General features: G+C 61.8%; 18 protein-coding genes and 2 pseudogenes. 9 read left to right on the top strand and 11 right to left on the bottom strand.

Annotation, left to right across the window (positions count from 1 at the left end; translation table 11 throughout):
* Nucleotides 1–169: 169 nt before the first annotated feature.
* Nucleotides 170–1,165, top strand: a complete 996-nt coding sequence (gene cra, locus G7009_RS09075) for a catabolite repressor/activator (RefSeq protein ID WP_181129658.1) — start codon at nucleotides 170–172, stop codon at nucleotides 1,163–1,165.
* A gap of 2 nt (nucleotides 1,166–1,167) precedes the next feature.
* Complete coding sequence (locus G7009_RS09080) at nucleotides 1,168–1,944, top strand: TatD family hydrolase (RefSeq protein ID WP_181129659.1); 777 nt, start codon at nucleotides 1,168–1,170, stop codon at nucleotides 1,942–1,944.
* 12 nt (nucleotides 1,945–1,956) lie between these two features.
* Here G7009_RS09080 and ampE read toward each other — a convergent pair whose 3' ends face one another.
* The 3 genes from ampE to G7009_RS09095 form a co-directional block, all read right to left on the bottom strand.
* Nucleotides 1,957–2,787, bottom strand: coding sequence for a regulatory signaling modulator protein AmpE (gene ampE, locus G7009_RS09085; protein ID WP_181129660.1), 831 nt, complete (start codon nucleotides 2,785–2,787; stop codon nucleotides 1,957–1,959).
* Nucleotides 2,784–3,350 carry a 1,6-anhydro-N-acetylmuramyl-L-alanine amidase AmpD gene (ampD, locus tag G7009_RS09090; RefSeq protein ID WP_181129661.1) on the bottom strand — a complete coding sequence of 189 codons (567 nt, stop codon included), beginning with the start codon at nucleotides 3,348–3,350 and terminating at the stop codon, nucleotides 2,784–2,786. The genes ampE and ampD overlap by 4 nt, the downstream gene beginning before the upstream one ends.
* A gap of 100 nt (nucleotides 3,351–3,450) precedes the next feature.
* Nucleotides 3,451–5,619: a DUF1631 domain-containing protein gene (locus G7009_RS09095; protein WP_181129662.1), complete on the bottom strand. Its 2,169-nt coding sequence runs from the start codon at nucleotides 5,617–5,619 to the stop codon at nucleotides 3,451–3,453.
* 239 nt (nucleotides 5,620–5,858) lie between these two features.
* Here G7009_RS09095 and nadC point away from each other — a divergent pair, with 239 nt between their 5' ends.
* Nucleotides 5,859–6,707: a carboxylating nicotinate-nucleotide diphosphorylase gene (nadC, locus tag G7009_RS09100; RefSeq protein WP_181129663.1), complete on the top strand. Its 849-nt coding sequence runs from the start codon at nucleotides 5,859–5,861 to the stop codon at nucleotides 6,705–6,707.
* A 472-nt stretch (nucleotides 6,708–7,179) separates the two neighbouring features.
* Here nadC and trxB read toward each other — a convergent pair whose 3' ends face one another.
* On the bottom strand, nucleotides 7,180–8,142 hold the full coding sequence (gene trxB, locus G7009_RS09105) for a thioredoxin-disulfide reductase (RefSeq protein WP_181129664.1): 963 nt from the start codon (nucleotides 8,140–8,142) through the stop codon (nucleotides 7,180–7,182).
* A gap of 131 nt (nucleotides 8,143–8,273) precedes the next feature.
* Nucleotides 8,274–8,873, bottom strand: a complete 600-nt coding sequence (locus G7009_RS09110) for a peroxiredoxin (protein ID WP_181129665.1) — start codon at nucleotides 8,871–8,873, stop codon at nucleotides 8,274–8,276.
* Nucleotides 8,874–9,115: 242 nt separating this feature from the next.
* On the opposite strand from G7009_RS09110, the gene cysZ reads away from it, so the two are divergent.
* The gene (cysZ, locus tag G7009_RS09115; RefSeq protein ID WP_181129666.1) at nucleotides 9,116–9,844 is read left to right on the top strand and encodes a sulfate transporter CysZ; all 729 of its coding nucleotides are present in this window, start codon (nucleotides 9,116–9,118) and stop codon (nucleotides 9,842–9,844) included.
* 51 nt (nucleotides 9,845–9,895) lie between these two features.
* Here cysZ and G7009_RS28335 read toward each other — a convergent pair whose 3' ends face one another.
* Complete coding sequence (locus tag G7009_RS28335) at nucleotides 9,896–10,327, bottom strand: methyl-accepting chemotaxis protein (protein ID WP_445677109.1); 432 nt, start codon at nucleotides 10,325–10,327, stop codon at nucleotides 9,896–9,898.
* A 108-nt stretch (nucleotides 10,328–10,435) separates the two neighbouring features.
* Nucleotides 10,436–11,287, bottom strand: a pseudogene (locus G7009_RS28340) (PAS domain-containing protein); the annotation flags it as partial.
* Nucleotides 11,288–11,383: 96 nt separating this feature from the next.
* On the opposite strand from G7009_RS28340, the gene G7009_RS09125 reads away from it, so the two are divergent.
* Nucleotides 11,384–12,601: a glycosyltransferase family 4 protein gene (locus G7009_RS09125; RefSeq protein ID WP_181129668.1), complete on the top strand. Its 1,218-nt coding sequence runs from the start codon at nucleotides 11,384–11,386 to the stop codon at nucleotides 12,599–12,601.
* A gap of 44 nt (nucleotides 12,602–12,645) precedes the next feature.
* Here the strand turns inward: G7009_RS09125 and G7009_RS09130 are convergent, their stop codons facing one another.
* Nucleotides 12,646–13,128, bottom strand: coding sequence for a glutathione peroxidase (locus tag G7009_RS09130; protein WP_181129669.1), 483 nt, complete (start codon nucleotides 13,126–13,128; stop codon nucleotides 12,646–12,648).
* A 148-nt stretch (nucleotides 13,129–13,276) separates the two neighbouring features.
* A complete protein-coding gene (locus G7009_RS09135; RefSeq protein ID WP_181129670.1) occupies nucleotides 13,277–13,762 on the bottom strand; it encodes an FKBP-type peptidyl-prolyl cis-trans isomerase in 486 nt (161 codons plus the stop codon).
* Here G7009_RS09135 and G7009_RS09140 point away from each other — a divergent pair.
* Both G7009_RS09140 and pta read left to right on the top strand, forming a co-directional pair.
* Nucleotides 13,731–14,062, top strand: a pseudogene (locus G7009_RS09140) (DUF3565 domain-containing protein). The gene G7009_RS09135 and the pseudogene G7009_RS09140 sit on opposite strands and share 32 nt — an antisense overlap.
* A gap of 29 nt (nucleotides 14,063–14,091) precedes the next feature.
* Nucleotides 14,092–16,185 carry a phosphate acetyltransferase gene (gene pta / locus G7009_RS09145; RefSeq protein WP_181129672.1) on the top strand — a complete coding sequence of 698 codons (2,094 nt, stop codon included), beginning with the start codon at nucleotides 14,092–14,094 and terminating at the stop codon, nucleotides 16,183–16,185.
* 64 nt (nucleotides 16,186–16,249) lie between these two features.
* Here the strand turns inward: pta and G7009_RS09150 are convergent, their stop codons facing one another.
* Nucleotides 16,250–16,936 carry an OmpA family protein gene (locus G7009_RS09150; protein ID WP_181129673.1) on the bottom strand — a complete coding sequence of 229 codons (687 nt, stop codon included), beginning with the start codon at nucleotides 16,934–16,936 and terminating at the stop codon, nucleotides 16,250–16,252.
* Nucleotides 16,937–17,030: 94 nt separating this feature from the next.
* Nucleotides 17,031–17,399 carry a DUF3313 family protein gene (locus G7009_RS09155; protein ID WP_181129674.1) on the bottom strand — a complete coding sequence of 123 codons (369 nt, stop codon included), beginning with the start codon at nucleotides 17,397–17,399 and terminating at the stop codon, nucleotides 17,031–17,033.
* A gap of 533 nt (nucleotides 17,400–17,932) precedes the next feature.
* On the opposite strand from G7009_RS09155, the gene potE reads away from it, so the two are divergent.
* Both potE and G7009_RS09165 read left to right on the top strand, forming a co-directional pair.
* Nucleotides 17,933–19,342 carry a putrescine-ornithine antiporter gene (gene potE / locus G7009_RS09160; RefSeq protein ID WP_181129675.1) on the top strand — a complete coding sequence of 470 codons (1,410 nt, stop codon included), beginning with the start codon at nucleotides 17,933–17,935 and terminating at the stop codon, nucleotides 19,340–19,342.
* Nucleotides 19,339–21,624: an Orn/Lys/Arg family decarboxylase gene (locus G7009_RS09165; protein WP_181129676.1), complete on the top strand. Its 2,286-nt coding sequence runs from the start codon at nucleotides 19,339–19,341 to the stop codon at nucleotides 21,622–21,624. Before potE ends, G7009_RS09165 begins: the two co-directional genes overlap by 4 nt.
* Nucleotides 21,625–21,697 lie beyond the last annotated feature (73 nt).

Here is a 21,697-nt window from a genome sequence, read left to right on the forward strand (position 1 = left end):
TAAACCCACTCCCACCGGTCGGCGCCAGCCAATACGCTTGTTTTCTGATCGGCGCGAAGCAGTGGGAGCGGGTTTACCCGCGAAAGGGCCGGCACTGGCGGCAAATGCTGAAATGAGCAGCGCTCCAGGAGGCTCTACAGCCAGCTCTGGTAACAACAAGGAAAACTCGGTGAAACTCAGCGATATCGCCCGTCTGGCCGGTGTGTCCGTGACCACTGCCAGTTATGTCATCAATGGCAAGGCCGAACAGCAGCGCATCAGCAACAGCACCGTCGAGCGCGTACGCGCGGTGGTCGAGGCGCATGGCTTTACCCCCAACCCTCAGGCTGCCGGCTTGCGAAGCCGCTACACCCGTACCCTGGGGTTCATTCTTCCGGATCTGGAAAACCCCAGCTATGCGCGCCTGGCCAAGCAGCTCGAGCAACGTGCCCGCGCTCGTGGCTATCAGTTGCTGATCGCCAGCAGCGACGACCAGCCCGAAAGCGAGCGGCAGTTGCAGACGCTTTTCCGCGCACGTCGCTGCGATGCCCTTTTCGTGGCCAGCTGCCTGCCGCCGGAGGATGACAGTTACCGCGAACTGCAGGACAACGGCCTGCCGATCATCGCCATCGACCGGCGTCTGGACCCCCGCTATTTCTGCTCGGTGATCAGCGACGACCAGCATGCCAGCGAGCAATTGGCACACAGCCTGCTGGCCACCGCGCCCAAGCGCATCGCGCTGCTCGGCGCTCGTCCCGAACTGAGTGTCAGCCAGGCTCGCGCTGGCGGCTTCGACCAGGCTTTGCAGCGTTTTTCAGGGCACGTCAGCCGTTATCATGGCGAAGCCTTCAGCCGCGAATGCGGCCAGCACCTGATGCAACAGCTGATCGATGAGCTGGGCGGATTGCCGGATGCGCTGGTCACCACTTCCTATGTGCTGCTGCAAGGCGTGTTCGATGTGCTCCAGGCACATCCGGAAGGTTCGCGCAGCCTGCGCCTGGGCACTTTTGGCGACAACCAGTTGCTCGATTTCCTGCCCCTGCCGGTCAACGCCATGGCTCAGCAACACGGTCTGATCGCCGCCACCGCACTGGAGCTGGCGCTGGCTGCCATCGAGGACAAGCGCTATCAGCCGGGTGTGCACGCGATCGATCGTACCTTCAAGCAACGTATCAGCGTGGCCTGACCATGCGCCTGATCGATACCCATACGCACCTGGACTTTCCGGAGTTCGATGGCGACCGGGACCGGTTGCTGAGCGATGCCCGAGCGCGGGGCGTGGAGCGCATGGTGGTGTTGGGCGTCTATCAGGAAAACTGGCAGCGCGTCTGGGATCTGGTGCGCAGCGATCCGTGCCTGTATGCCGCGCTGGGCCTGCATCCGGTCTATCTCGAGCAACATCGCCCCGAGCACCTGGTGGAGCTGCGCCAGTGGCTCGAGCGCCTTCGCGGTGAACCCCAGCTGTGCGCGGTGGGCGAATTCGGGCTGGACTACTACATTCCCGACGCGGACCCCCAGGCCCAGCAGGCGCTGTTCGAAGCGCAACTGGCGCTGGCTGCCGACTTCGAGTTGCCCGCCCTGCTCCACGTACGCCGTGGCCATGCTCGGGTGATCGCCACGCTCAAGCGTTTCAAGCTCCCACGTGCGGGCATCATCCATGCCTTTTCCGGTAGCTATGAAGAGGCGCGCGAGTACATCAAGCTGGGTTTTCGACTTGGCCTTGGCGGTGCCGCGACCTGGCCGCAGGCGCTGCGCCTGCGCAGGACCTTGCCACGCCTACCGCTGGAAAGCATCGTTCTCGAGACCGATGCCCCCGACATGGCCCCTGCCATGTTCGCTGGCCAGCGCAACAGCCCTGAGCATCTGCCCGAGATCGCCGAGGCGCTGGCAGGCGTGATGGGTGTCACGCCGCAACAACTGGCCGAGGCCAGCACACGCAATGCCTGTGATCTGTTCGGCTGGTAGTAGGCTGTACGCTTACACCAGCACGGTCCACAGCGCGAAGCAGGCGTACCACAGCACCGTTGCCCGCAGGACCAACTCCCACAAGCTGTCCAGCCGAGCCAGGCTTTGTTGGCCCGTCTCGTCGTCAGGAATGTCGTCGGCGATCCGTCCGACCCGGGCTACCAGCTGCCGTGCCTCGATGCTCCAGCTCAGCAGTTCGTGAAGCATGATGCGGGTAACCGCGACAAAATTGCCGACCAGGGCGAAGCTCAGCGCCAGCACTCGCACCGGCAGCCAGTCCATGGCATGGCGCAACATTCCGGCACGCTCGATCAACGCTGGCTGGCGGCCATTGTCGACGCACAAGGCAAGTAGCCGGTAGGCGAGCGCCGCGGCCGGGCCGAGCAGTACATACCAGAAGATCACCGCAAAGAAGCCCTGGTACGCCTGCCACAGCAGATCACCCTGGATCTTGATCAGCAAGGCTTGAGGTTGATCGTCGACTATCCCCAGATCACGCTCCGCCACATGCAGCGCCGCCTGTTCGTCGCCACGCCGCCAGGCATCACGCAGCGGACCCAACGCGGCCCGGGCATCGCCTCGACCAAGGCTGTAGATCAGTACCCCCAGATGCACTGGCAGGGCGAGCAGACCATAGGCCACTGGCTCCAGCACATGCAGCAGCAAGGACAGTAGCAGCACTGGCGCGAGCACCAGGATGGCCAGGGCCCACCAGGGGTGAACCCGACCTCTGCGCTCCAGGCGTGCCAGTTCGCCCAGGAACGGACCGTCACGCTGGACACGACGGCGCAAGGCAGAAAACTTTTCGATCCAGAGCACCAATACCAGCACCAGGAAGCTCATACGTTATCCTCTTCGTTCTGCAGGGCAGCGCGATAGCGCGACCAATCGAATGCCGGGCCTGGGTCGGTCTTGCGCGTCGGAGCGATGTCGCTGTGTCCGCAGATACGCGCCGGGCCGATGTCGGGCCAGGCTGCGCGAATGGCGCGGGTCAGCCGCTCCAACATGGCGTACTGGGCGTCGGTGTAGGGCTGATCGTCGGTACCTTCGAGTTCGATGCCGATGGAGAAGTCGTTACACCCTTCGCGGTCCTCGAAGCAGGACACGCCGGCATGCCACGCGCGGTCCAACAGCGACACGAACTGGGTGGCGGCGCCATCGCGCTCGACGAACAGGTGCGCTGACACGGTCAGGTGACAGATGCTTTCGAAATAAGGATGTTCGGCGGGGTCCAGGCGGTTCCGAAAGAACTCCTGGACCTTGCCGGTCCCGAAACACGCCGGTGGCAGGCTGATGTTATGGATCACCAGCAGCGAAATGCTTTCGCCTTCCGGACGGTCGTTGAAGTTCGGCGAAGGGCAATGGGTAATACCGGTGAACCAGCCTGTGGCGCGGTTCAGTCGCATGGTCATATCCTGTGACACGGGGTAAGGAGGCCAGTATGCCGCGTGACCGTGACGCTTGCATCGAGAACCGGAAGAAGGGCTCTACCTGTTGAAATCGAACTCAATGCGCTTGCTGGCGGCGTAGACGATCGAGCACCGATTGCAAGGCGCGATCGAAGACCGGGCCGTCATCGAGCAGGCGCAATTCGCCATGTCGCAGGGCCATGATCAAGCCGCATTGATTCCAGCGGCGCACATCGATGCCACTGCGATTCACGAAAACAAAGCGCTGCGCGTCATCGTCCCGAGCGATCAGCTTGCAGCGTCGGATCTCGCCATCTTCGACGAGCTCCACCCAGGTTCCCACGCGCAGGCGCTCCAGCGCATCCAGTGTCGAGGCCTGGTCGTCGAGATCGAGCAGCGGGCCACAGGCGTTCTCTTCGGGCAGGGCGAGCACCACCTGGTCGAGTACCGGAACCGGGGTCAAGGCATCGTCCCGAGCCTCGCCAGCGAGGTCGTGACCCGCCAAGGCCCTCATGTGCAGCTTCTCCAACTGCAGGAAGAAATCACGCGTGGCAACCGAATCCATCGCTATGCCGGCCAGGCCGTCGCGTAGCGCCTTGAGCAGATCCGGTACCTGCGCCAGCAGACGGGCCTGCGAGCAAGGCTCGCGGTGGGGTTCGATACTGCCCAGCAAGGTATCCATGGTCTGCAACGCCTGAGACCAGGCTTGCGAGGCGTCCCCGTGCTTGAGCCAGGCCAGCAGCAGCACCTGGCTCCAGCCTTGCAACAGCATATCCACGACCGCCTTGGGCAAGGTCCGCCCCTGCAAGCGCTGGTTCAATTCGTGCTGGACGCCCAAGCGCGCTTGCAGCGCGCGGGCACGCCCCTCTTCGGCATCGCGGGTGCGTTGTTCGAGCAAGTCGTTGCGCCGGCGCTCCTCTTCACTGAATGCCATGAAGTCGGCGAGCAGGTCCTTGAAAAGGCCGGCGTCGTCGGTGAAGTCATTGAGCAAGCGCTGTACCACGCGCTCGATGCGCAGGTAGAGGCTATCCGCATGGCGCTCGCCATGCCCATCCCAAGCGTCATCCCACCCCAGGGTGGCGGCAGCGATTTCATTGAGCAAACGCCGCGCGGGATGACTGGCGCGGCTGAAGAATCCTTTGTCGAGCAACGCCACCTTGAGCATGGGGATATGCAATCGCGCGATCAGGATGCGCAGCGCCGGCGGCAGGTTGTCGTCGTTGCGGATGTAATCGAACACCAGCCCAACCAGGGTGATCACGTCTGCGTCGGCCTGGGCGACTCGCCGACGGGTATTGCTGCGAGCGCTGACCCGTGCCAGCAGATGGTCCAACTGCTGGCGCGGATCGAAGTAGCCCGCCTCGTCGTTGCTGGGCACGCGCTGCTGCAGATGCGAAAGCAGGCGCAACAGGTCGGCCGTGCCGATCAGCTGACTCGCCTTGTCGGCACCACCTGTGCGCGAGGGCGCCAGGAGCGGCTGTACCGCGTCGATGAACGCCTGGCTGGCACCGCTCTTACGGGGCTCGTCGATGACCATCTGGTTGGCCGGCGCGCGTTGGCCGGCACGGCGGCGGTCGTCGGCGCGGCGGCAAGGGATCAACTTCAGATCGGGCAATACACCTGCCACGATGAGCATCTGGTTGGCTTCTCCATAGAGCAGGTCGATATCTCGCAATACATAGCGTTCGAACAACTTGAGCAGGATCAGCTTGACCTTCAGGCTCACTCCCAGGTCACGCTCCGCCGCCTGCAGGAAATAGCCGCACAGAGACGCCGGACCAAGCGGGTTGCGCTGTTCGTCCAGTGGCCGGTCGAGCAGGGCTTCGAACCGCAGGTTCAACTGCTGGAACGGGAAACCATGACGTGACAGGGTCCGGTCAACCATGCTCTCGACCGCGATGGCGCGCTCGAGATGATCCTGATCACGCACGCTGTCGACCGTGCGGGTTGCGGCATGCGGTCGCGTATCCGTCTGGCCGATTCGCGCGAAGGATTCGTAAAAGGAATCCAGGAAGCTGCTTTCGATGTGCTTGCGCTTGAGCCGCAGGGCGCGCATGGCTTCGAACAGAAGATTCTGCTCATGGCTGCCGGTTGCTTTGTCGGACATTTCGAAGAGCGTGTCGTCAGCATTGTCGAACAGGGCGCGCAAGCCTTGGCGCAACTGCAGTGCGGCCTTGTCGCGCACTTGCAGGAACATGACCGGCAAGCCAGGCAAGGAGGCGTCCAGACGTCCCGCAAGAGGCACGACCTTGCCTTCGTTGAACATCCTGATCTCCTTGGCTGGTGTCCCACGACCGGGACGGAATCATCAGGACTATGATGATGAACAATGGGATATCGACTTCGACGAAAAGTCCTGCTTTCTTGAGCTACTTCTAAACGCTGCGTTGAGACCTTGCGATTGGCAAAACGGTTCCACGTCCTGATCAAAGGTCAGCATCACGACAGCTGTACACTCCGCCCCCCTGCCCTATAATCGCCGGCAACTAGCTTGTGGAGCGCACCATGCCGAACCTACGTCTCGCCGACCTGACCGCCGAAATCGAAGCCAACGTGCGCCGCGCGCTGCTGGAGGACATCGGCAGCGGCGATATCACTGCCCAGCTGATTCCCGCCGAGCGCCTGGCCAAGGCAACCATCATCACCCGCGAGGATTGCGTGATCAGCGGTACTGCCTGGGTGGATGCGGTGTTCCGCCAGCTCGATCCACGCGTGGCGGTACATTGGCGAGTGATCGACGGTGATCGGGCTCGGGCAGACCAGCCGCTGTTTCACCTCGAGGGCCCGGCGCGATCCCTGCTGAGCGGCGAGCGGGCGGCGTTGAACTTCCTGCAACTGATGTCAGGGGTGGCGACCCGCGCGCGCTTTCTGGCCGATCTTGTGGCAGAAACCCAGGTGCGCTTGCTCGATACTCGCAAGACGCTTCCCGGCCTGCGTCTCGCGCAGAAGTACGCGGTGACCTGCGGCGGGTGCGACAACCACCGGATCGGTCTGTACGATGCGTTCCTGATCAAGGAAAACCATATCGCGGCCTGTGGCGGTATCGCCGAAGCTATCGCCGCCGCGCATCGCATCGCCCCTGGCAAGCCGGTGGAGATCGAGGTGGAGAGCCTGGATGAACTACGCGCCGCCCTGGCCGGTGGGGCGGACATCATCATGCTCGACGAGTTGAGCCTGGACGATATGCGTGAAGCGGTACGCCTCACGGCGGGCAAGGCGAAGCTGGAAGCCAGCGGCGGGGTCAATGAATCCACCCTGCTGGTGATTGCCCAGACGGGAGTCGACTACATTTCGATCGGAGCGATGACCAAGGATGTGAAGGCGGTGGATCTGTCGATGCGGTTAAGCCTGTAAAAGGTAATGCTGTTCGGTCAAGCAACATCCTTGAGATTCTAGGGCCGCTGCGCGGCCCTTCGCAGGGTCCGGCGTGCCGGCAAGCCAACGCTCACAGTACAAACGCTAACTCATTGATGTAGCAGGACCTTGTGGGAGCGGGCTTGCCCGCGAAGCAGGCACCGCAGTGTATGGCACCGGCCTCGCCGGTGTTCGCGGGCAAGCCCGCTCCCACAGGATCTCGCTACATCAATGAGTTAGCGTTGTACTGTGAGCGCTGGCTTGCCGGCACGCTGGACCGCCTGCAATGGGCCGTGCAGCGGCCCAAGAAAATCAATACGGTGTTGAGTGAACAGCATTACACCGAACCGGCACTTCACACCCGCCATCGGCACCGCTCGATCATCTTTAGAAAATCTGGCAAGCAGTGCCCATCCAAGCGACCTCGGTGGCATGGCCCTGTACATCCAGGCCAGGCCACCGAAGTCCGACATCAGAACGAAGCGTTCTGCAGGCCGTCCAGGTAACGCTCGACGTCCAGGGCCGCCATGCAGCCGGCGCCGGCCGAGGTGATGGCCTGGCGGTAGACGTGGTCGGCGACGTCGCCAGCGGCGAACACGCCTTCGACGTTGGTAGCCGTAGCGTTGCCTTCACGGCTGCCGCTGACTACCAGGTAGCCGTCCTTCAGGGTCAGCTGGCCCTCGAACAACGACGTGTTCGGCGTATGGCCGATGGCGATGAAGACGCCGTCTACCTTGATCTCGTCGCTGCTGCCGTCGTTGTTCTTCAAACGCGCGCCGGTCACGCCCATGTTGTCGCCCAGTACTTCGTCCAGGGTAGCGTTGAGCTTGAGCTCGATCTTGCCTTCGGCGACACGTGCGTTCAGCTTGTCGATCAGGATCTTCTCGGCGCGGAAGGTTTCACGACGGTGGATCAAGGTCACCTTGCTGGCGATGTTGGCCAGGTACAGGGCCTCTTCCACAGCAGTGTTACCACCCCCGACCACGGCGACCGGCTTGTTGCGGTAGAAGAACCCGTCGCAGGTAGCGCAGGCGGAGACGCCCTTGCCCATGAACGCCTCTTCGGACGGCAGGCCCAGGTAGCGGGCGCTGGCCCCGGTGGCCACGATCAGCGCGTCGCAGGTATAGGTGCCGCTGTCGCCGCGCAGGGTGTAAGGCTTCTGCGCCAGGTCGACCGCATTGATGTGATCGAAGACGATCTCGGTCTCGAAGCGCTCGGCGTGTTCTTGCATGCGCTGCATGAGGGCCGGGCCGGTCAGGCCATGGGGGTCGCCCGGCCAGTTGTCGACTTCGGTGGTGGTGGTGAGCTGGCCACCAGCCTGCATGCCGGTGATCAGCAGCGGCTTGAGGTTGGCACGCGCGGCATAGACCGCGGCGCTGTAGCCGGCAGGGCCGGAACCAAGAATGATCACTCGCGAATGGCGTACTTCAGACATGATGGACTCCTGTCGAGATGGTCCGTACAGGCCATCATCGGTAAACCGGCAACGCCGGCTGGAAAGAAAAAGGACCCACGCAGCACGGTTGAACGGCTACTACGCGCGGGTCCGGAAAACGTGAATCTGCCTTACAGGTTCGTGGCGTTCTCGGCCAGGTAATCGGCGACGCCCTTGGCGTCGGCCTTCATGCCTTTCTGGCCCTTGCGCCAGCCGGCCGGGCAGACTTCGCCGTGCTGCTCGGTGAATTGCAGCGCCTCGACCAGACGAATCATCTCGTCGACTTCACGGCCCAGGGGGAGGTTGTTGACCACCTGGTGCTGAACGACACCCTGCTGGTCGATCAGGAAGGAAGCACGCAATGCGACACCTTCATCGTGCTCGATACCGTAGGCGCGAGTGATTTCATGCTTGACGTCGGCAACCATGGTGAACTCGACCGGGCCGATACCGCCCTGCTCGACCGGCGTGCTGCGCCAGGCGTAGTGAGTGAACTGCGAGTCGATCGAGACGCCGACCACTTCCACGCCCAGTTCGCGGAACTTGTCCATGCGGTTGTTGTGGGCAATGATTTCCGACGGGCAGACAAAGGTGAAGTCCAGCGGCCAGAAGAACAGCACCACGTACTTGCCACGCAGCGAGGAGAACTTGAAGCTGTCGACGATCGAACCATCGCCCAGTACGGCGGGGGCGTCGAAGTCGGGGGCTTGCTTGTTGACCAGAATGCTCATGGAGACTCCTTGAAAGTCAGGATTCGAAGGCGTTTAGAAGATGTGCGCACTGTAGCGAGGAGGCAGAGATTAAGGAAATATCCTTCGACAATCCACCTTATAGCCACGCTCTATCTACTCGTTCGAATGCGCAAGCTCGAAACATCAGCTTTGTTACCTGCGGTATCGACCATGGTCCCAAGCTTTCGCCCGCTGGTTATTCCCGGTAAGGTCAGCGCGTTTCCCTGTCCTGGAGCTCCTCGATGCAAGCCCCTGCCCTGTCTGGCCCCCAATACCTGCGCGAAGGATTGAAACTGGTCCTGAGCCCCGGCCTGCGCTTGTTCGTCCTGCTGCCGCTGGCAATCAATCTGCTGCTGTTCGGCGGCCTGATCTATTTTGCCGGTCACCAGTTTAGCGTCTGGGTCGACACCTTGATGCCGAGCCTGCCGGACTGGCTAAGCTTCCTCACCTGGATTCTCTGGCCGTTGTTCATGGCGCTGGTAGTGCTCATGGTGTTCTTCACCTTCACCCTGGTCGCCAACATCATCGCCGCACCCTTCAATGGGTTTCTCGCCGAGAAAGTCGAGGTAGTGGTACGCGGTGAAGACAACTTTCCCGCTTTCCATTGGGGCGAGCTGTTCGCCATGGTGCCACGTACGTTGAGTCGGGAAATGCGCAAGCTAGGCTATTTCCTGCCACGCGCCCTGGGCTTGTTCATTCTTTCATTCATCCCCGTGGTCAACGTCATCGCCGCGCCGCTGTGGCTGATCTTCGGTATCTGGATGATGGCCATCCAGTACATCGACTACCCGGCGGACAACAACAAGATGAGCTGGCAGGACATGCTCGCCTGGTTGCGCCAGAAACGCTGGCAGAGCCTGGGCTTTGGCGGCATCACCTACCTGGCGCTGATGGTGCCCTTCGTCAATATCGTGATGATGCCCGCGGCTGTAGCCGGGGCGACGCTGTTCTGGGTGCGCGAGAAGAAATAAGCCCATCCCTTGCCTGCCACGCCTGATGCGCGGCAGGCACGGGCTCCTGCGTCAATGGCTCAACTGGCTGGAAAACCTGCCCACCGCATCGACCACTTTCTGTGCGCCTTCCTGAATTTCGCCGATGACCGTGCCGGTTTCCCCGGCCAGCGCCAGGCCCTGCTCGGCCTGGCGCTTGCTGTCGTCGATGATGTCCACGGCTGCCTGGGCCAACTGTTCGTTCTGCTGCACCACCCGCGCGATTTCCTCGGTAGCGGCACTGGTGCGCGAGGCCAGTTGACGTACCTCGTCGGCGACCACCGCGAATCCGCGTCCCTGCTCGCCGGCACGCGCGGCCTCGATCGCGGCGTTGAGCGCCAGCAGGTTGGTCTGCCCGGCGATATCGCTGATGGTCTTGATGATCGAACCGATCACCTTGGACTGCCGGTCCAATGCCTGGATACCCTCGGCCGCCTGCTGCATGCACCTTTCCAGCTCACGCATGACCTCGACGCTTTGCGTGACCACGTCCGTGGCCTTGCGGGCACTGGCATCGGTGTCGAGCGAAGTGGAATAGGCAATGTCCGCGGCATGCGCCACTGCCTCTTCCTGATCGACCTGGTCAGTCACCACGGTGGCGAACTTGACTACCTTGTAGAGCCTGTCATGGGCATCGATGATCGGGTTGTAGGAGGCCTCGAGCCAGACGGTACGACCATGGGCATCGATGCGCTTGAAGCGGTCGACAACGAATTCACCCCGGCGCAGTTTGTCCCAGAATGTTTGGTAGCCCGGTGACGAGGTCTCGGCGGCGTCGCAGAAAATGCGATGATGCTTGCCGCGTATTTGCTCCAGGGTGTAGCCCATGGTGCGCAGGAAACGATCGTTCGCCGTCAGCACATCGCCCTGGAGATTGAACTCGATCACCGCCGTCGAGCGCATCAGGGCCTTGATCAGGCTTTCATGCTCTCGAGAAGTCTCGATGGTACGGGTCAGGTCACTGGAGTGCAGGGTAAAGTACTTGATCCGCCCATTGGTGTTCTTGACCGGCTGCAGGATCGACCGTAGCCAGGCCTCCCGGCCATCACCGCGCAGAAGCCGGACGGCACCGTTGAGGTGCTTACCCTGGGTGAGGGCCGTGCTCAGGCGCTGATGAAAGTCCAGTTTCCTGACGTGCGCGGGAACGATGTCCTCGATATTTCGGCCGATCAACTGGTCAGCCCGGTAGAGCATTTCCTTTTCGAAATTCTCGTTGGCCGCCTCGATGCGTCCTTGGGGGTCAAGCTGCAGGACCAGCATTTCGCTGTCTAGACTACACTTGACCTGTTGCAAGCAGAGAAGGTCTTCGCGCAGTTGCTGGTTTTCTTTCTTCAATCTGTTGTTGAACATTGCCGCTCTCCCAGAGCGTGACCCGTCATTCGATACCGCTACATCGGCTGATGGCACGGGGTTCTTGAACACCATTGGGAGGATAGATCACCCGTGTGACGACCGGTAAAGATCACAAGGACGTCATGCTTTTGTCACTGGATCGCAATCCGGCCGGCGGAGACTTTTCCCATGAGCATACCGTCCCTGCGTATCACCCTGGTCAGTGAAACCTTCCCACCCGAAATCAACGGCGTGGCCAATACCCTTGGCCGCCTCAGCGATGGCCTGCGCCTGCGAGGGCACGAGGTCGAACTGGTGCGGCCACGCCAGGCGCACGAACGTGGCGAGAGCGACAGCGATGCGCTGCTGCTTTGCCGGGGCTGGTCGTTGCCAGGCTACCCTGGTCTGCAATGGGGCGAGGTCTCGATGCATACGCTGCTGCGGCGCTGGCAACGGCACAGGCCGGACGTGCTCTACATCGCCACCGAGGGCCCGCTGGGGCTCAATGCGCTGCGTGCCGCGAGACGCCTGGGAATTGCCGTGGTGAGTGGCTTTCACACCAATTTTACGCAATATTTCGGACAATACGGGCTGGGGTTCCTGACCCGCGCGCTGACCCATTACCTGCGCTGGTTCCACCGGCGGACCGCCATGACGCTGGTGCCAAGCACCAGCCAACGCCTGGAACTGGAGCGTCGCGGCTTCGAGCGTCTGACGTTGATGGCGCGCGGGGTCGATGCCTGCCTGTTCAACCCGTCTCGACGTAGCCAGGCCTTGCGCGATCAATGGGGACTGGGGCCGGACGATATCGCCTTGATCCACGTCGGACGCCTTGCCGCGGAAAAGAACCTCGGCCTGCTGCGCCTCTGCTTCGATACCCTGCGTGCTACTTACCCGCAGCGACACATGCGTCTGATCATCGTCGGCGATGGTCCTCAGCGCGGCGCGCTCCAGCAGCAACTGCCCGGTGCCGTATTCTGCGGCGCGCAGCGCGGCGAAGCGCTGGCCGAACATTACGCCAGTGGCGACCTGTTCCTGTTTCCCAGCCTGACCGAGACTTTTGGCAACGTGGTACTGGAAGCCCTTGCGTCAGGGCTGGGCGTGGTGGCCTATGACGAAGCGGCCGCGGCCCAGCACATCCGCCATGGACACAGCGGAGCCTTGGCCATGCCGGGAGATCAGGCGGCGTTCATCGACGCAGCGAGCTGGTTGCTGGCAGAGGACGAAACCTTGCGTACGGTGCGGCTCAATGCCAGGCGGCATGCCAGCCGCCAGGGCTGGTCGGCCATTATCGAGCAGTTCGAAGGACACTTGTACAGCGCGGCGCGAAATAACGGCGCGCTGGTCGAGCGTTCAGAGAACAGTCCTCTCTCGATCAAGCCGGAAGCAACATCCCCGCGTGGGTAGAACGGTACCGCGTGGGCAAGCGACTGCCCACGCGTGAACAAGGATCAGGCCAGGGCCTTCTCGATGGCGTGCACTACCGTCGAGTCATCCGGCGCGGTTCGCGGCGCGAAGCGCGCGAGGACCCGACCATCCTTGCCGACCAGGAACTTCTCGAAATTCCAGGTGATGTCACCGGGAAACTCCGCGCCCTCGCCCGCCAGCAGACGGTACAGCGAATGCCGGTGTGGCCCGTTGACTTCCAGTTTGCCGGCCATCGGGAAGCTGACGCCATAAGTCAGGCTGCAGAAATCCTCGATCTCCTTGTCGCTGCCCGGTTCCTGACCCGCGAATTGGTTGCAGGGCAGGCCCAGCACGTTGAATCCCTTGTCCCGGTACGACTGGTAGAGCTTTTCCAGCGCTTTGTATTGCGGCGTCAGACCGCACTTCGAGGCAACGTTGACCACCAGCACCACTTGGCCCTTGAACGGAGCCAATGGCAGTTCTCCACCGTTCAACGCCTGTAATGTCAGGTCGTGAAATGCACTCATGTTGAACTCCCCTCTCAGGTTCACGGTTGTCGCAGCGGACGAAAACCCGCCCACTAAAAAGGCGCGCGGCCAAGCCGTCCACTCTCAGGTGAGAGCGAGTCCGGCTTGCCCGAGCGCCTGGCGACCCTCTGAGCTTAGCGCAGAAGGATCAGTGGTGATGGCCACCTTCGCCGTGGATGTGACGGTGAGTGATCTCTTCTTCGCTGGCATCACGCACGTCGACGACCTTGACCTTGAAGTTCAGGCGCTGTCCAGCCAGAGGGTGGTTGCCGTCGACGGTCACGTCGTCGCCGTCGAGGTCGCGGATGGTGACGATCTGCATCTGGCCATCGGGAGCGGAAGCATGGAACTGCATGCCCACTTCCAGCTGGTCGACGCCCTCGAACATGCTGCGGTTCAGGGTGCTGACCAGTTCCGCCAGGTACTCGCCGTAGGCTTCTTCAGGCTCGATGGTGACATCCAGCTCGTCACCAACCTGCTTGCCTTCCAGCGCCTTTTCCAGGCCTGGGATGATATTGGCGGCACCTTGCAGGTAAACCAGCGGCGCACCACCGGCGGAGCTGTCGATGACCTCCCCCGCGTCGTTGGTCAGGGTATAGTCGATGGAGACAGCCTTGTTGGCGGCGATCAGCATGGGGCGAGACCTTTGCAAAAGAATGTAGAGCGGACAAGTGTAACCAAGGCATCGCCTGAATGCGAACGCGCCTCCGAGAATGCGCGGCCCGTCAGTCGGGTGCAGGGCTTCCATCGGGACGCGGAAGGGCATTGGGTGGTGGAGCTGTCGTGCGGCCATACGCAGCACCTGCGCCATCAGCCGCCTTGGCAGGCGCGGCCCTGGGTACTCGACCCGCGCCAGCGCGACGAACGTATCGGCCAGCCATTTGCGTGTGGCTGGTGCGCGCAGGGTGTCGATAGCGCTACCCTTGGCAATTGACCTTCGCACCGTTTATCCAGGAAGGACGCATGCAGACATTTTTCATCGCGCCAACCGACTTTGGCGTGGGCTTGACTTCCATCAGCCTGGGCCTGGTCCGTACCCTCGAACGAGCCGGCCTGAAGGTCGGCTTCTTCAAGCCCATCGCCCAGCCGCACCCAGGCGATACCGGGCCTGAACGCTCTACCGAACTGGTCGCTCGCACACACGGCATCAAGCCGCCGACGCCGCTGAGCCTGGGCCATGTCGAGCGCATGCTCGGCGACGGCCAACTGGACGAACTGCTCGAAGAGATCATCAACCTGTATCAGCAGGCATGTGTCGGCAAGGACGTGGTGGTGGTCGAGGGCATGGTACCGACCCGTCATGCCAGCTACGCGGCACGGGTCAACCTGCACCTGGCCAAGAGCCTCGATGCCGAAGTCATCCTGGTCTCGGCGCCCGAGAACGAGGTGCTCAGCGAACTCTCCGGGCGCGTCGAGCTGCAGGCCCAGCTGTACGGTGGCCCGCGCGACCCCAAGGTACTCGGGGTCATCCTCAACAAGGTGCGCACCGAAGAAAGCATGCTCGAGTTCGCCACGCGCCTGCGCGAGCACTCGCCGCTGCTGCGTGGCGACGATTTCCGGCTGCTCGGTTGCATACCCTGGCAGGCCGACTTGAATGCTCCTCGAACTCGTGATGTGGCCGATCTGCTGGGGGCACAGGTGCTCAATGCCGGCGACTACGAACAACGGCGCATGAACAAGATCATCATCTGCGCCCGCACGGTGGCCAATACAGTGCCGCTGCTCAAGCCTGGTACCCTGGTGGTCACGCCGGGCGACCGCGACGACATCATCCTGGCTGTCAGCCTTGCCGCCATCAACGGCGTACCTCTGGCCGGGTTGCTGCTGACCAGCGACAGCAAGCCCGACCCGCGCATTCTCGAACTCTGTCGCGGTGCATTGCAGGCCGGCCTGCCCATTCTCTCGGTGAGCACCGGCTCCTATGACACCGCCAACCAGCTCAACCAGCTCAACCGGGAAATCCCGGTGGACGATCGTGAGCGCGCGGAAGTCATCACTGACTTCGTCGCCAGCCACCTGGATGCCGATTGGCTGCACCGGCGCTGCGGCACACCGCGCGAGCTGCGCCTGTCTCCGGCCGTGTTCCGCTACCAGTTGATCCAGCGCGCGCAGCAAGCGAACAAGCGTATCGTCCTGCCCGAGGGCGCCGAACCGCTGACCGTGCAGGCCGCGGCGATCTGCCAGGCGCGCGGCATCGCCCGCTGCGTGCTGCTGGCCAAACCCGAAGAGGTCCATGCCGTGGCCCGCGCCCAGGGCATCACCCTGCCCGAAGACCTGGAAATCCTCGACCCGGATCTGATTCGCAGCCGCTACATCGAACCCATGGTCGGCCTGCGCAAGAGCAAGAGCCTGAACGCGCCAATGGCTGAACAGCAGTTGGAAGACCCGGTGGTGATCGGCACCATGATGCTCGCCCTCGACGAAGTCGATGGCCTGGTTTCCGGCTTGGTGCATTCCACCGCCAACACCATTCGCCCTGCCTTGCAGCTGATCAAGACCGCGCCGGGAAGCAGCCTGGTATCGTCGGTGTTCTTCATGCTCTTCCCGGAGCAGGTGCTGGTGTACGGCGACTGCGTGATGAACCCGCATCCAAGCGCTGCGGAGCTGGCGGAGATCGCCCGGCAGAGTGCCGACTCGGCGCAGGCCTTCGGCATTGTTCCGCGCGTGGCGATGATCGGCTATTCGAGCGGTTCGGCCGCCAGCGGCGAGGAGGTCGAGAAAGTCCGCGAAGCGACCCTGCTGGCGCAGAAGGCCGGGCGCGAGTTGCAGATCGACGGTCCGTTGCAGTACGACGCGGCCGCCAATCCCGACATCGCTCGTCAGCTGGCACCCGACAGTCCGGTGGCAGGGCGCGCCACGGTGTTCGTCTTCCCCGATCTCAACACTGGCAACACCGCCCACAAGGCCGTGCAGCGCAGCGCCGACTGTGTAAGCCTCGGCCCGATGCTGCAAGGGCTGCGCAAGCCGGTCAACGACTTGCCGCGTGGCGCCCAGGTCGACGATATCGTCCACACCATCGCCCTCACCGCCATCCAGGCCAACCGCGCACCTGCCTGACCTGAAACGAAGAACGGGGCGAGTCGCCAAGACTCGCCCCGTTCTTTATCCCGCTGCCTGCTGCTTATTGGTACTGCTGACCCGGAATAGGCTTGAGGTTCACCTCTACCCGACGGTTCTGGGCACGGCCGTTGGCATCGGCGTTGCTGGCGATCGGCTGGTCCGGGCCAAGGCCGCGCACCGAAACGCGCGATGCATCGACGCCTTGGGATGTCAGGTAGCTGCTGACCGCTTGGGCACGACGCTGGGACAGGTCCATGTTGTGCTGACGGCTGCCAGTGCTGTCGGTGAAACCGATCACCTCGATGGTGTTCTGGTTGAACTGTTTGAACGAACCGGCCAGGTTGTTCAATGGCGTGTAGAAGCTCGGCGAGATGTTGGCCGAGTCGGTGGCGAAGGTGATGTTGCCCGGCATGATCAGCTTGATCTGGTCACCCTCACGCTGAACCTCGATGCCGGTGTTGGCCATGCTTTCACGCAGCGCGGCTTCCTGGCGGTCGGCATAGTAGCCATAACCGGCAGCGGCGGCCCCCACGGCGGCCGCGCCGATCAGCGCGCCCTTGCCACGGCTGTTGTGGTCGATGGCGGCACCCGCGACAGCACCAGCCAGGGCGCCCAGGCCGCCGTACTTGGCGGTCTTGCTCATACCCGTGGAACCTTGGGCCTGGCCTTGGTTTTCATAGGGGTTGTTGCTGGCACAACCGGACATCACGGCCGCGGCGGTGGCGACGATAAGCAGACGACGCATCATGGAAAGCTCCTACGGAAATTCAAGAGTGCAGCGGATCGATCGTGGATCTGTACCAGCCTTGGATTGCCATAGGGTGGAAAAATTCCCTGACGCCTCAAGCACGTACGAAAGGATTGCCGCGCATCTGCACCACAGCATAGCGTCGCGCCATGGTCTCTCTTGCGGTAGCGCTCGCATACGCTTGCAGGTCTTTTAGCGTTTGCTGGTTGACGCGCTCGTTGGGTCTGGGCGATGGATACAGCTCAAGTGTGTCGAAGACTATCGCATTGTAAGACCGGGATTTGAATTGCGGATCGATCCAGCGCATCACAGGGCGCCCGCTCGATGAAGTCGTCTGTTTCAATCTGTCGTAGTCAAGTATGAAGCCGGAATACTGCGCGCACTCCGTCACTTGAGAGACACATCCCCCGAGCAACATAGTGCTCAGGAAGAGGCCGACAACTGCTCTGTTCGACGTGGACATGGGTCTACCCTCAATTATTCAATTTTGGGCGAACAGCCATATAAGTGTTGCCGTATCTATTCTTTGCAGCGATCAGGACCCAGGCATCGCCGCGAGCTAATCGTTAACGAAATAGCCGATGCTAACTTGACTACATTATCGCTGCTTCGGTGGTAGAAATTTCTTTCTTCGACAACTAGTTGGACGTCGACCAGGCAGCCTTTTCAGGCAGACTCAGGTTTTTTGACACGTATTTCTCGGTGCGGCATCGACAACTACGCAACGTCGTCGATTCAGTGATAAAGCATTGAAAACAATGCATTATGAAAACAAAAAGCGTGATCAACCTGGCAACTGACTCGCAAGGTGGAACAGCCCTCTGACATGAAGCGGGTTTAAGGCCAAGTTAAAGACCACCAACTTGTACATGAACAACCCTGTCTCACCGACGATCCAGCTGCACCGACGAACAGACGGAAAGCAGTTGTTTCTTGCCACGTCCTTACTATCTGCTATAGATAAGTATCCATTCCAGGCATCAGGTGAGACACAGAATGTCAACGGCGAAGAAAATGACAGTAGGACAACTGACTATGTTGACCGCCGTCAATATGTTGGGCTCAGGTATTGTGCTACTTCCTAGCAAGCTCGCCGAGGTCGGCGGCATTTCCATTCTGTCGTGGTTAGTGACGGCAACGGGGTCTCTGGCCTTGGCCTACGCGTTTGCACGCTGCGGAATGCTCAGTCGAAAGACCGGTGGCATGGGAGGTTACGCCGAGTATACATTCGGCAAGGCCGGCAACTACCTGACGAACTACACCTACGGCCTGTCGCTATTGATTGCCAATGTGGCGATCAGCATCACAGCGATCGGTTATATCCAGGTCCTGTTCGGCGTGGAACTCGACTCGCTGCAAGTCGGTCTGGCAACCATCGCCTTGCTGTGGCTCACCACCTTCGCCAACTTCGGCGGCGCGCGGATCACCGGCAGGATCGGCTCCGTGACTGTCTGGGGGGTCATCGCGCCAGTGGTTCTGGTGTCCACCATCGGATGGTTCTGGTTTGACCGCAGCATCTACGCCGCAGGGTGGAACCCGCACGACATGGGCTATCTGGAAGCGGCTGGCGCGTCGGTGGCCATCACGTTATGGGCGTTCCTCGGACTTGAGTCAGCGTGCGCCAACACCGACGCGGTGGAAAACCCCGAAAAGAACGTGCCGATCGCCGTACTGGGCGGCACGCTCGGCGCGGCAGTGATCTATATCGTCTCGACCAACGTGATCGCAGGTATCGTCGACAACCCGGAACTGGCCTCCTCCACGGCGCCGTTCGGCCTGGTGTTCGCCAAGATGTTCTCGCCCTTCGTCGGTGACCTGGTCATGACAGGGATGGTGCTGGCCTGCATCGGTTCGTTGCTGGGCTGGCAGTTCACCATTGCCCAGGTCTTCAAGAGTTCGGCGGACACCGGCTACTTCCTGCCCATATTTGCCAAGGCCAACAAGGCAGGCACACCGATCGTCGGCATGCTGATCCTGCTGGCGGGTCAAACGGCACTCGGGCTGCTCACCATCAGCCCCGACCTGAGCAAGCAGTTCGACACCCTGGTCAACCTCGCGGTGGTCACCAACCTTGTGCCCTACATCCTGTCCATGGCGGCGCTGATGACCATACAAAAGGTCTGCAACGTGACGCCAGGCAAGGCGCTTGCGACCAACATCGTCGCCTGGGTGGCGACGGCTTACAGCTACCTGGCGCTCTACAGTTCAGGCGAACAGGCGCTGATGCTCGGCGGCGTCGCAACCATCTTCGGCTACACCCTGTTCAGCTTCGTCAATAACCGGCTTATCGCGCTGGAAGCACTCAACAACAGCGTCCCCACACAGACGGTCAGCGCTCAGCACATCACCGGCGAGCCGGTGCCGGTGAACCATCTGCAAACAGGCTTGAAGGAGGTCAGATCATGACGCAGTACAGACATACGCTCGGCATGCTCACGCTACTGGTCAGCAGCCCGCCGGACAAACGCACGGTCTTCGGTCGTGCCTTGAATCAACTGATCAGCGAAGTGGAGGAACGTGGCATCAGCGTGCTCACCTCCGAGTCGATGAACGATGCACGGTCGATCCTGCACACCGATCCGGCTGTCCAGTGCATTCTGCTCAGTTGGGAGATGGACGACAGCGAAGGCCACGAGGCCTGCATCAACCTGCTGACCGGCCTGCGTGAACGCAATACCCGGGTACCGGTCTTCCTGATCAGTGATCGCAGCACCGCTTCGAATATTCCACTGGTGGTCATGCAGCACGCCGATGACTTCATCTGGCTGCCGGAAGATACCAGCCGTTTCCTCAGCGGACGTATCCTGGCGGCCATCGAACGTTACCGCCAGGCCGCCTTGCCGCCCATGTTCGGCGCGCTGGTGCGATTCGCGAGGTCCTACGAGTATTCCTGGCATACCCCAGGACATGCCGGTGGCACGGCCTTCCTCAAAAGTACCGCGGGCCGCGCGTTCTATGAGTTCTTCGGGGAGAACCTGCTGCGTTCGGACCTGTCGATCTCGGTCGGTGAACTTGGCTCGCTGCTCGATCACAGTGGTCCGATCGGTCAGGGCGAGCGCTACGCCGCCAAGGTGTTCGGAGCCCATCGCACCTACTACGTCACCAACGGCTCCTCGATGTCCAACCGCGTGATCCTCATGGCCAGCGTCACGCGCAACCAGATCGCCTTGTGCGACCGCAACTGCCACAAGTCCGCCGAACATGCGATGACCTTGTCGGGCGCCCTTCCGACCTACCTGGTGCCGACCCGCAACCGCTACGGCATCATCGGCCCGATCCTGCCGCAGACATTGAGCCGCGAAGGTGTGAAGGCGGCCATCGCCAACAACCCGCTGGTCAAGGACGGCATCGATCCGACGCCCGTGCACGCCATCATCACCAACTCCACCTACGACGGGCTGACCTACAACGTCACTCGCGTCGAGGAGCTGCTGGGGCAGAGTGTCGACCGGCTGCACTTCGATGAAGCCTGGTACGGCTACGCGCGGTTCAACCCGTTGTACCGCGAACGCTTCGCCATGCATGGCAATCCGGCCGATCACGATGAATCGAAGCCGACCGTCTTCGCCACCCAGTCGACGCACAAGCTGCTCGCGGCTCTGTCCCAGGCCTCGATGATTCACGTGCGCCATGGCCGTAACCCGATCCATCACGGGCGCTTCAACGAGTCGTTCATGATGCACGCCTCGACCTCTCCCAACTACGCGATCATGGCCTCCTGCGACGTCAGTTCCGCGATGATGGAAGCGCCCAGCGGGCAGATCCTCACGACTGAATCCATCGAGGAAGCCATTGCCCTGCGTCAGGTCATTTCGCGCATGCACAGCGAGATGCAAAGCACCGGAGACTGGTTCTTCACCTGCTGGCAGCCGCCAACGGTCCAAGTGGGCGACGCCACGGTGCCCTTCCACGAAGCGGACCCGACGCTGCTGAAAACCGAGCCGTATTGCTGGGTACTGCACCCCAACGAGGTGTGGCACGGCTTCGGCGATATCGAAGACGGCTATTGCATGCTGGACCCGATCAAGGTCTCGATCCTCAGCCCCGGCATGGGCGACGATGGCAACCTGCTCGACACAGGTATCCCCGCCTGTATTCTTTCGGCGTATCTTGGACGCCAGGGCATCATCGTCGAGAAGACCACCGACTTCACCATTCTCTTCCTGTTTTCCATCGGTATCACCAAAGGCAAGTGGGGCACCCTGGTCAACGCTCTGCTGGACTTCAAACGCGACTATGACGACAACCTGGAGCTGGAACTGTGCCTGCCGGACCTGCTGGCAGCCAACCAGACCCGCTACGCCGGCATGGGCCTGAAGGATCTGGCAGACGAAATCTTCGCCGCCATGAGGGAACACAAGACCACGTCCATCATGGCCAAGGCCTTCGGCATGCTGCCCGAGGCCGTGTTCAGCCCAGTGGAGGCCTACGAGAAACTGGTCCGCAACGACGTCGAACTGGTGACGTTGGAAGAAGCAGCCGGGCGTATCGTGGCCACTGGCATCGTACCCTATCCACCCGGCATCCCACTGCTGATGCCGGGCGAAAACGCCGGGGCCGCAGATGGGCCATTACTGGCCTATCTGAAGGCGCTGGAAAGCTTCGACAAATCCTTCCCTGGCTTCACTCACGATACTCACGGTATCGAAAGCGAAGCCGGTGTCTACCGTCTGCTCGTGCTGAAATAAGGTCGTCCATGGCCGCCGGAAGCGACATGCATCTGGCGGCCATGACATGCACAGCATGAATCCATGACAACAA

The organism is Pseudomonas capeferrum, assembly GCF_013523055.1.
GTDB classification, from domain to species: Bacteria; Pseudomonadota; Gammaproteobacteria; order Pseudomonadales; family Pseudomonadaceae; genus Aquipseudomonas; species Aquipseudomonas capeferrum_A.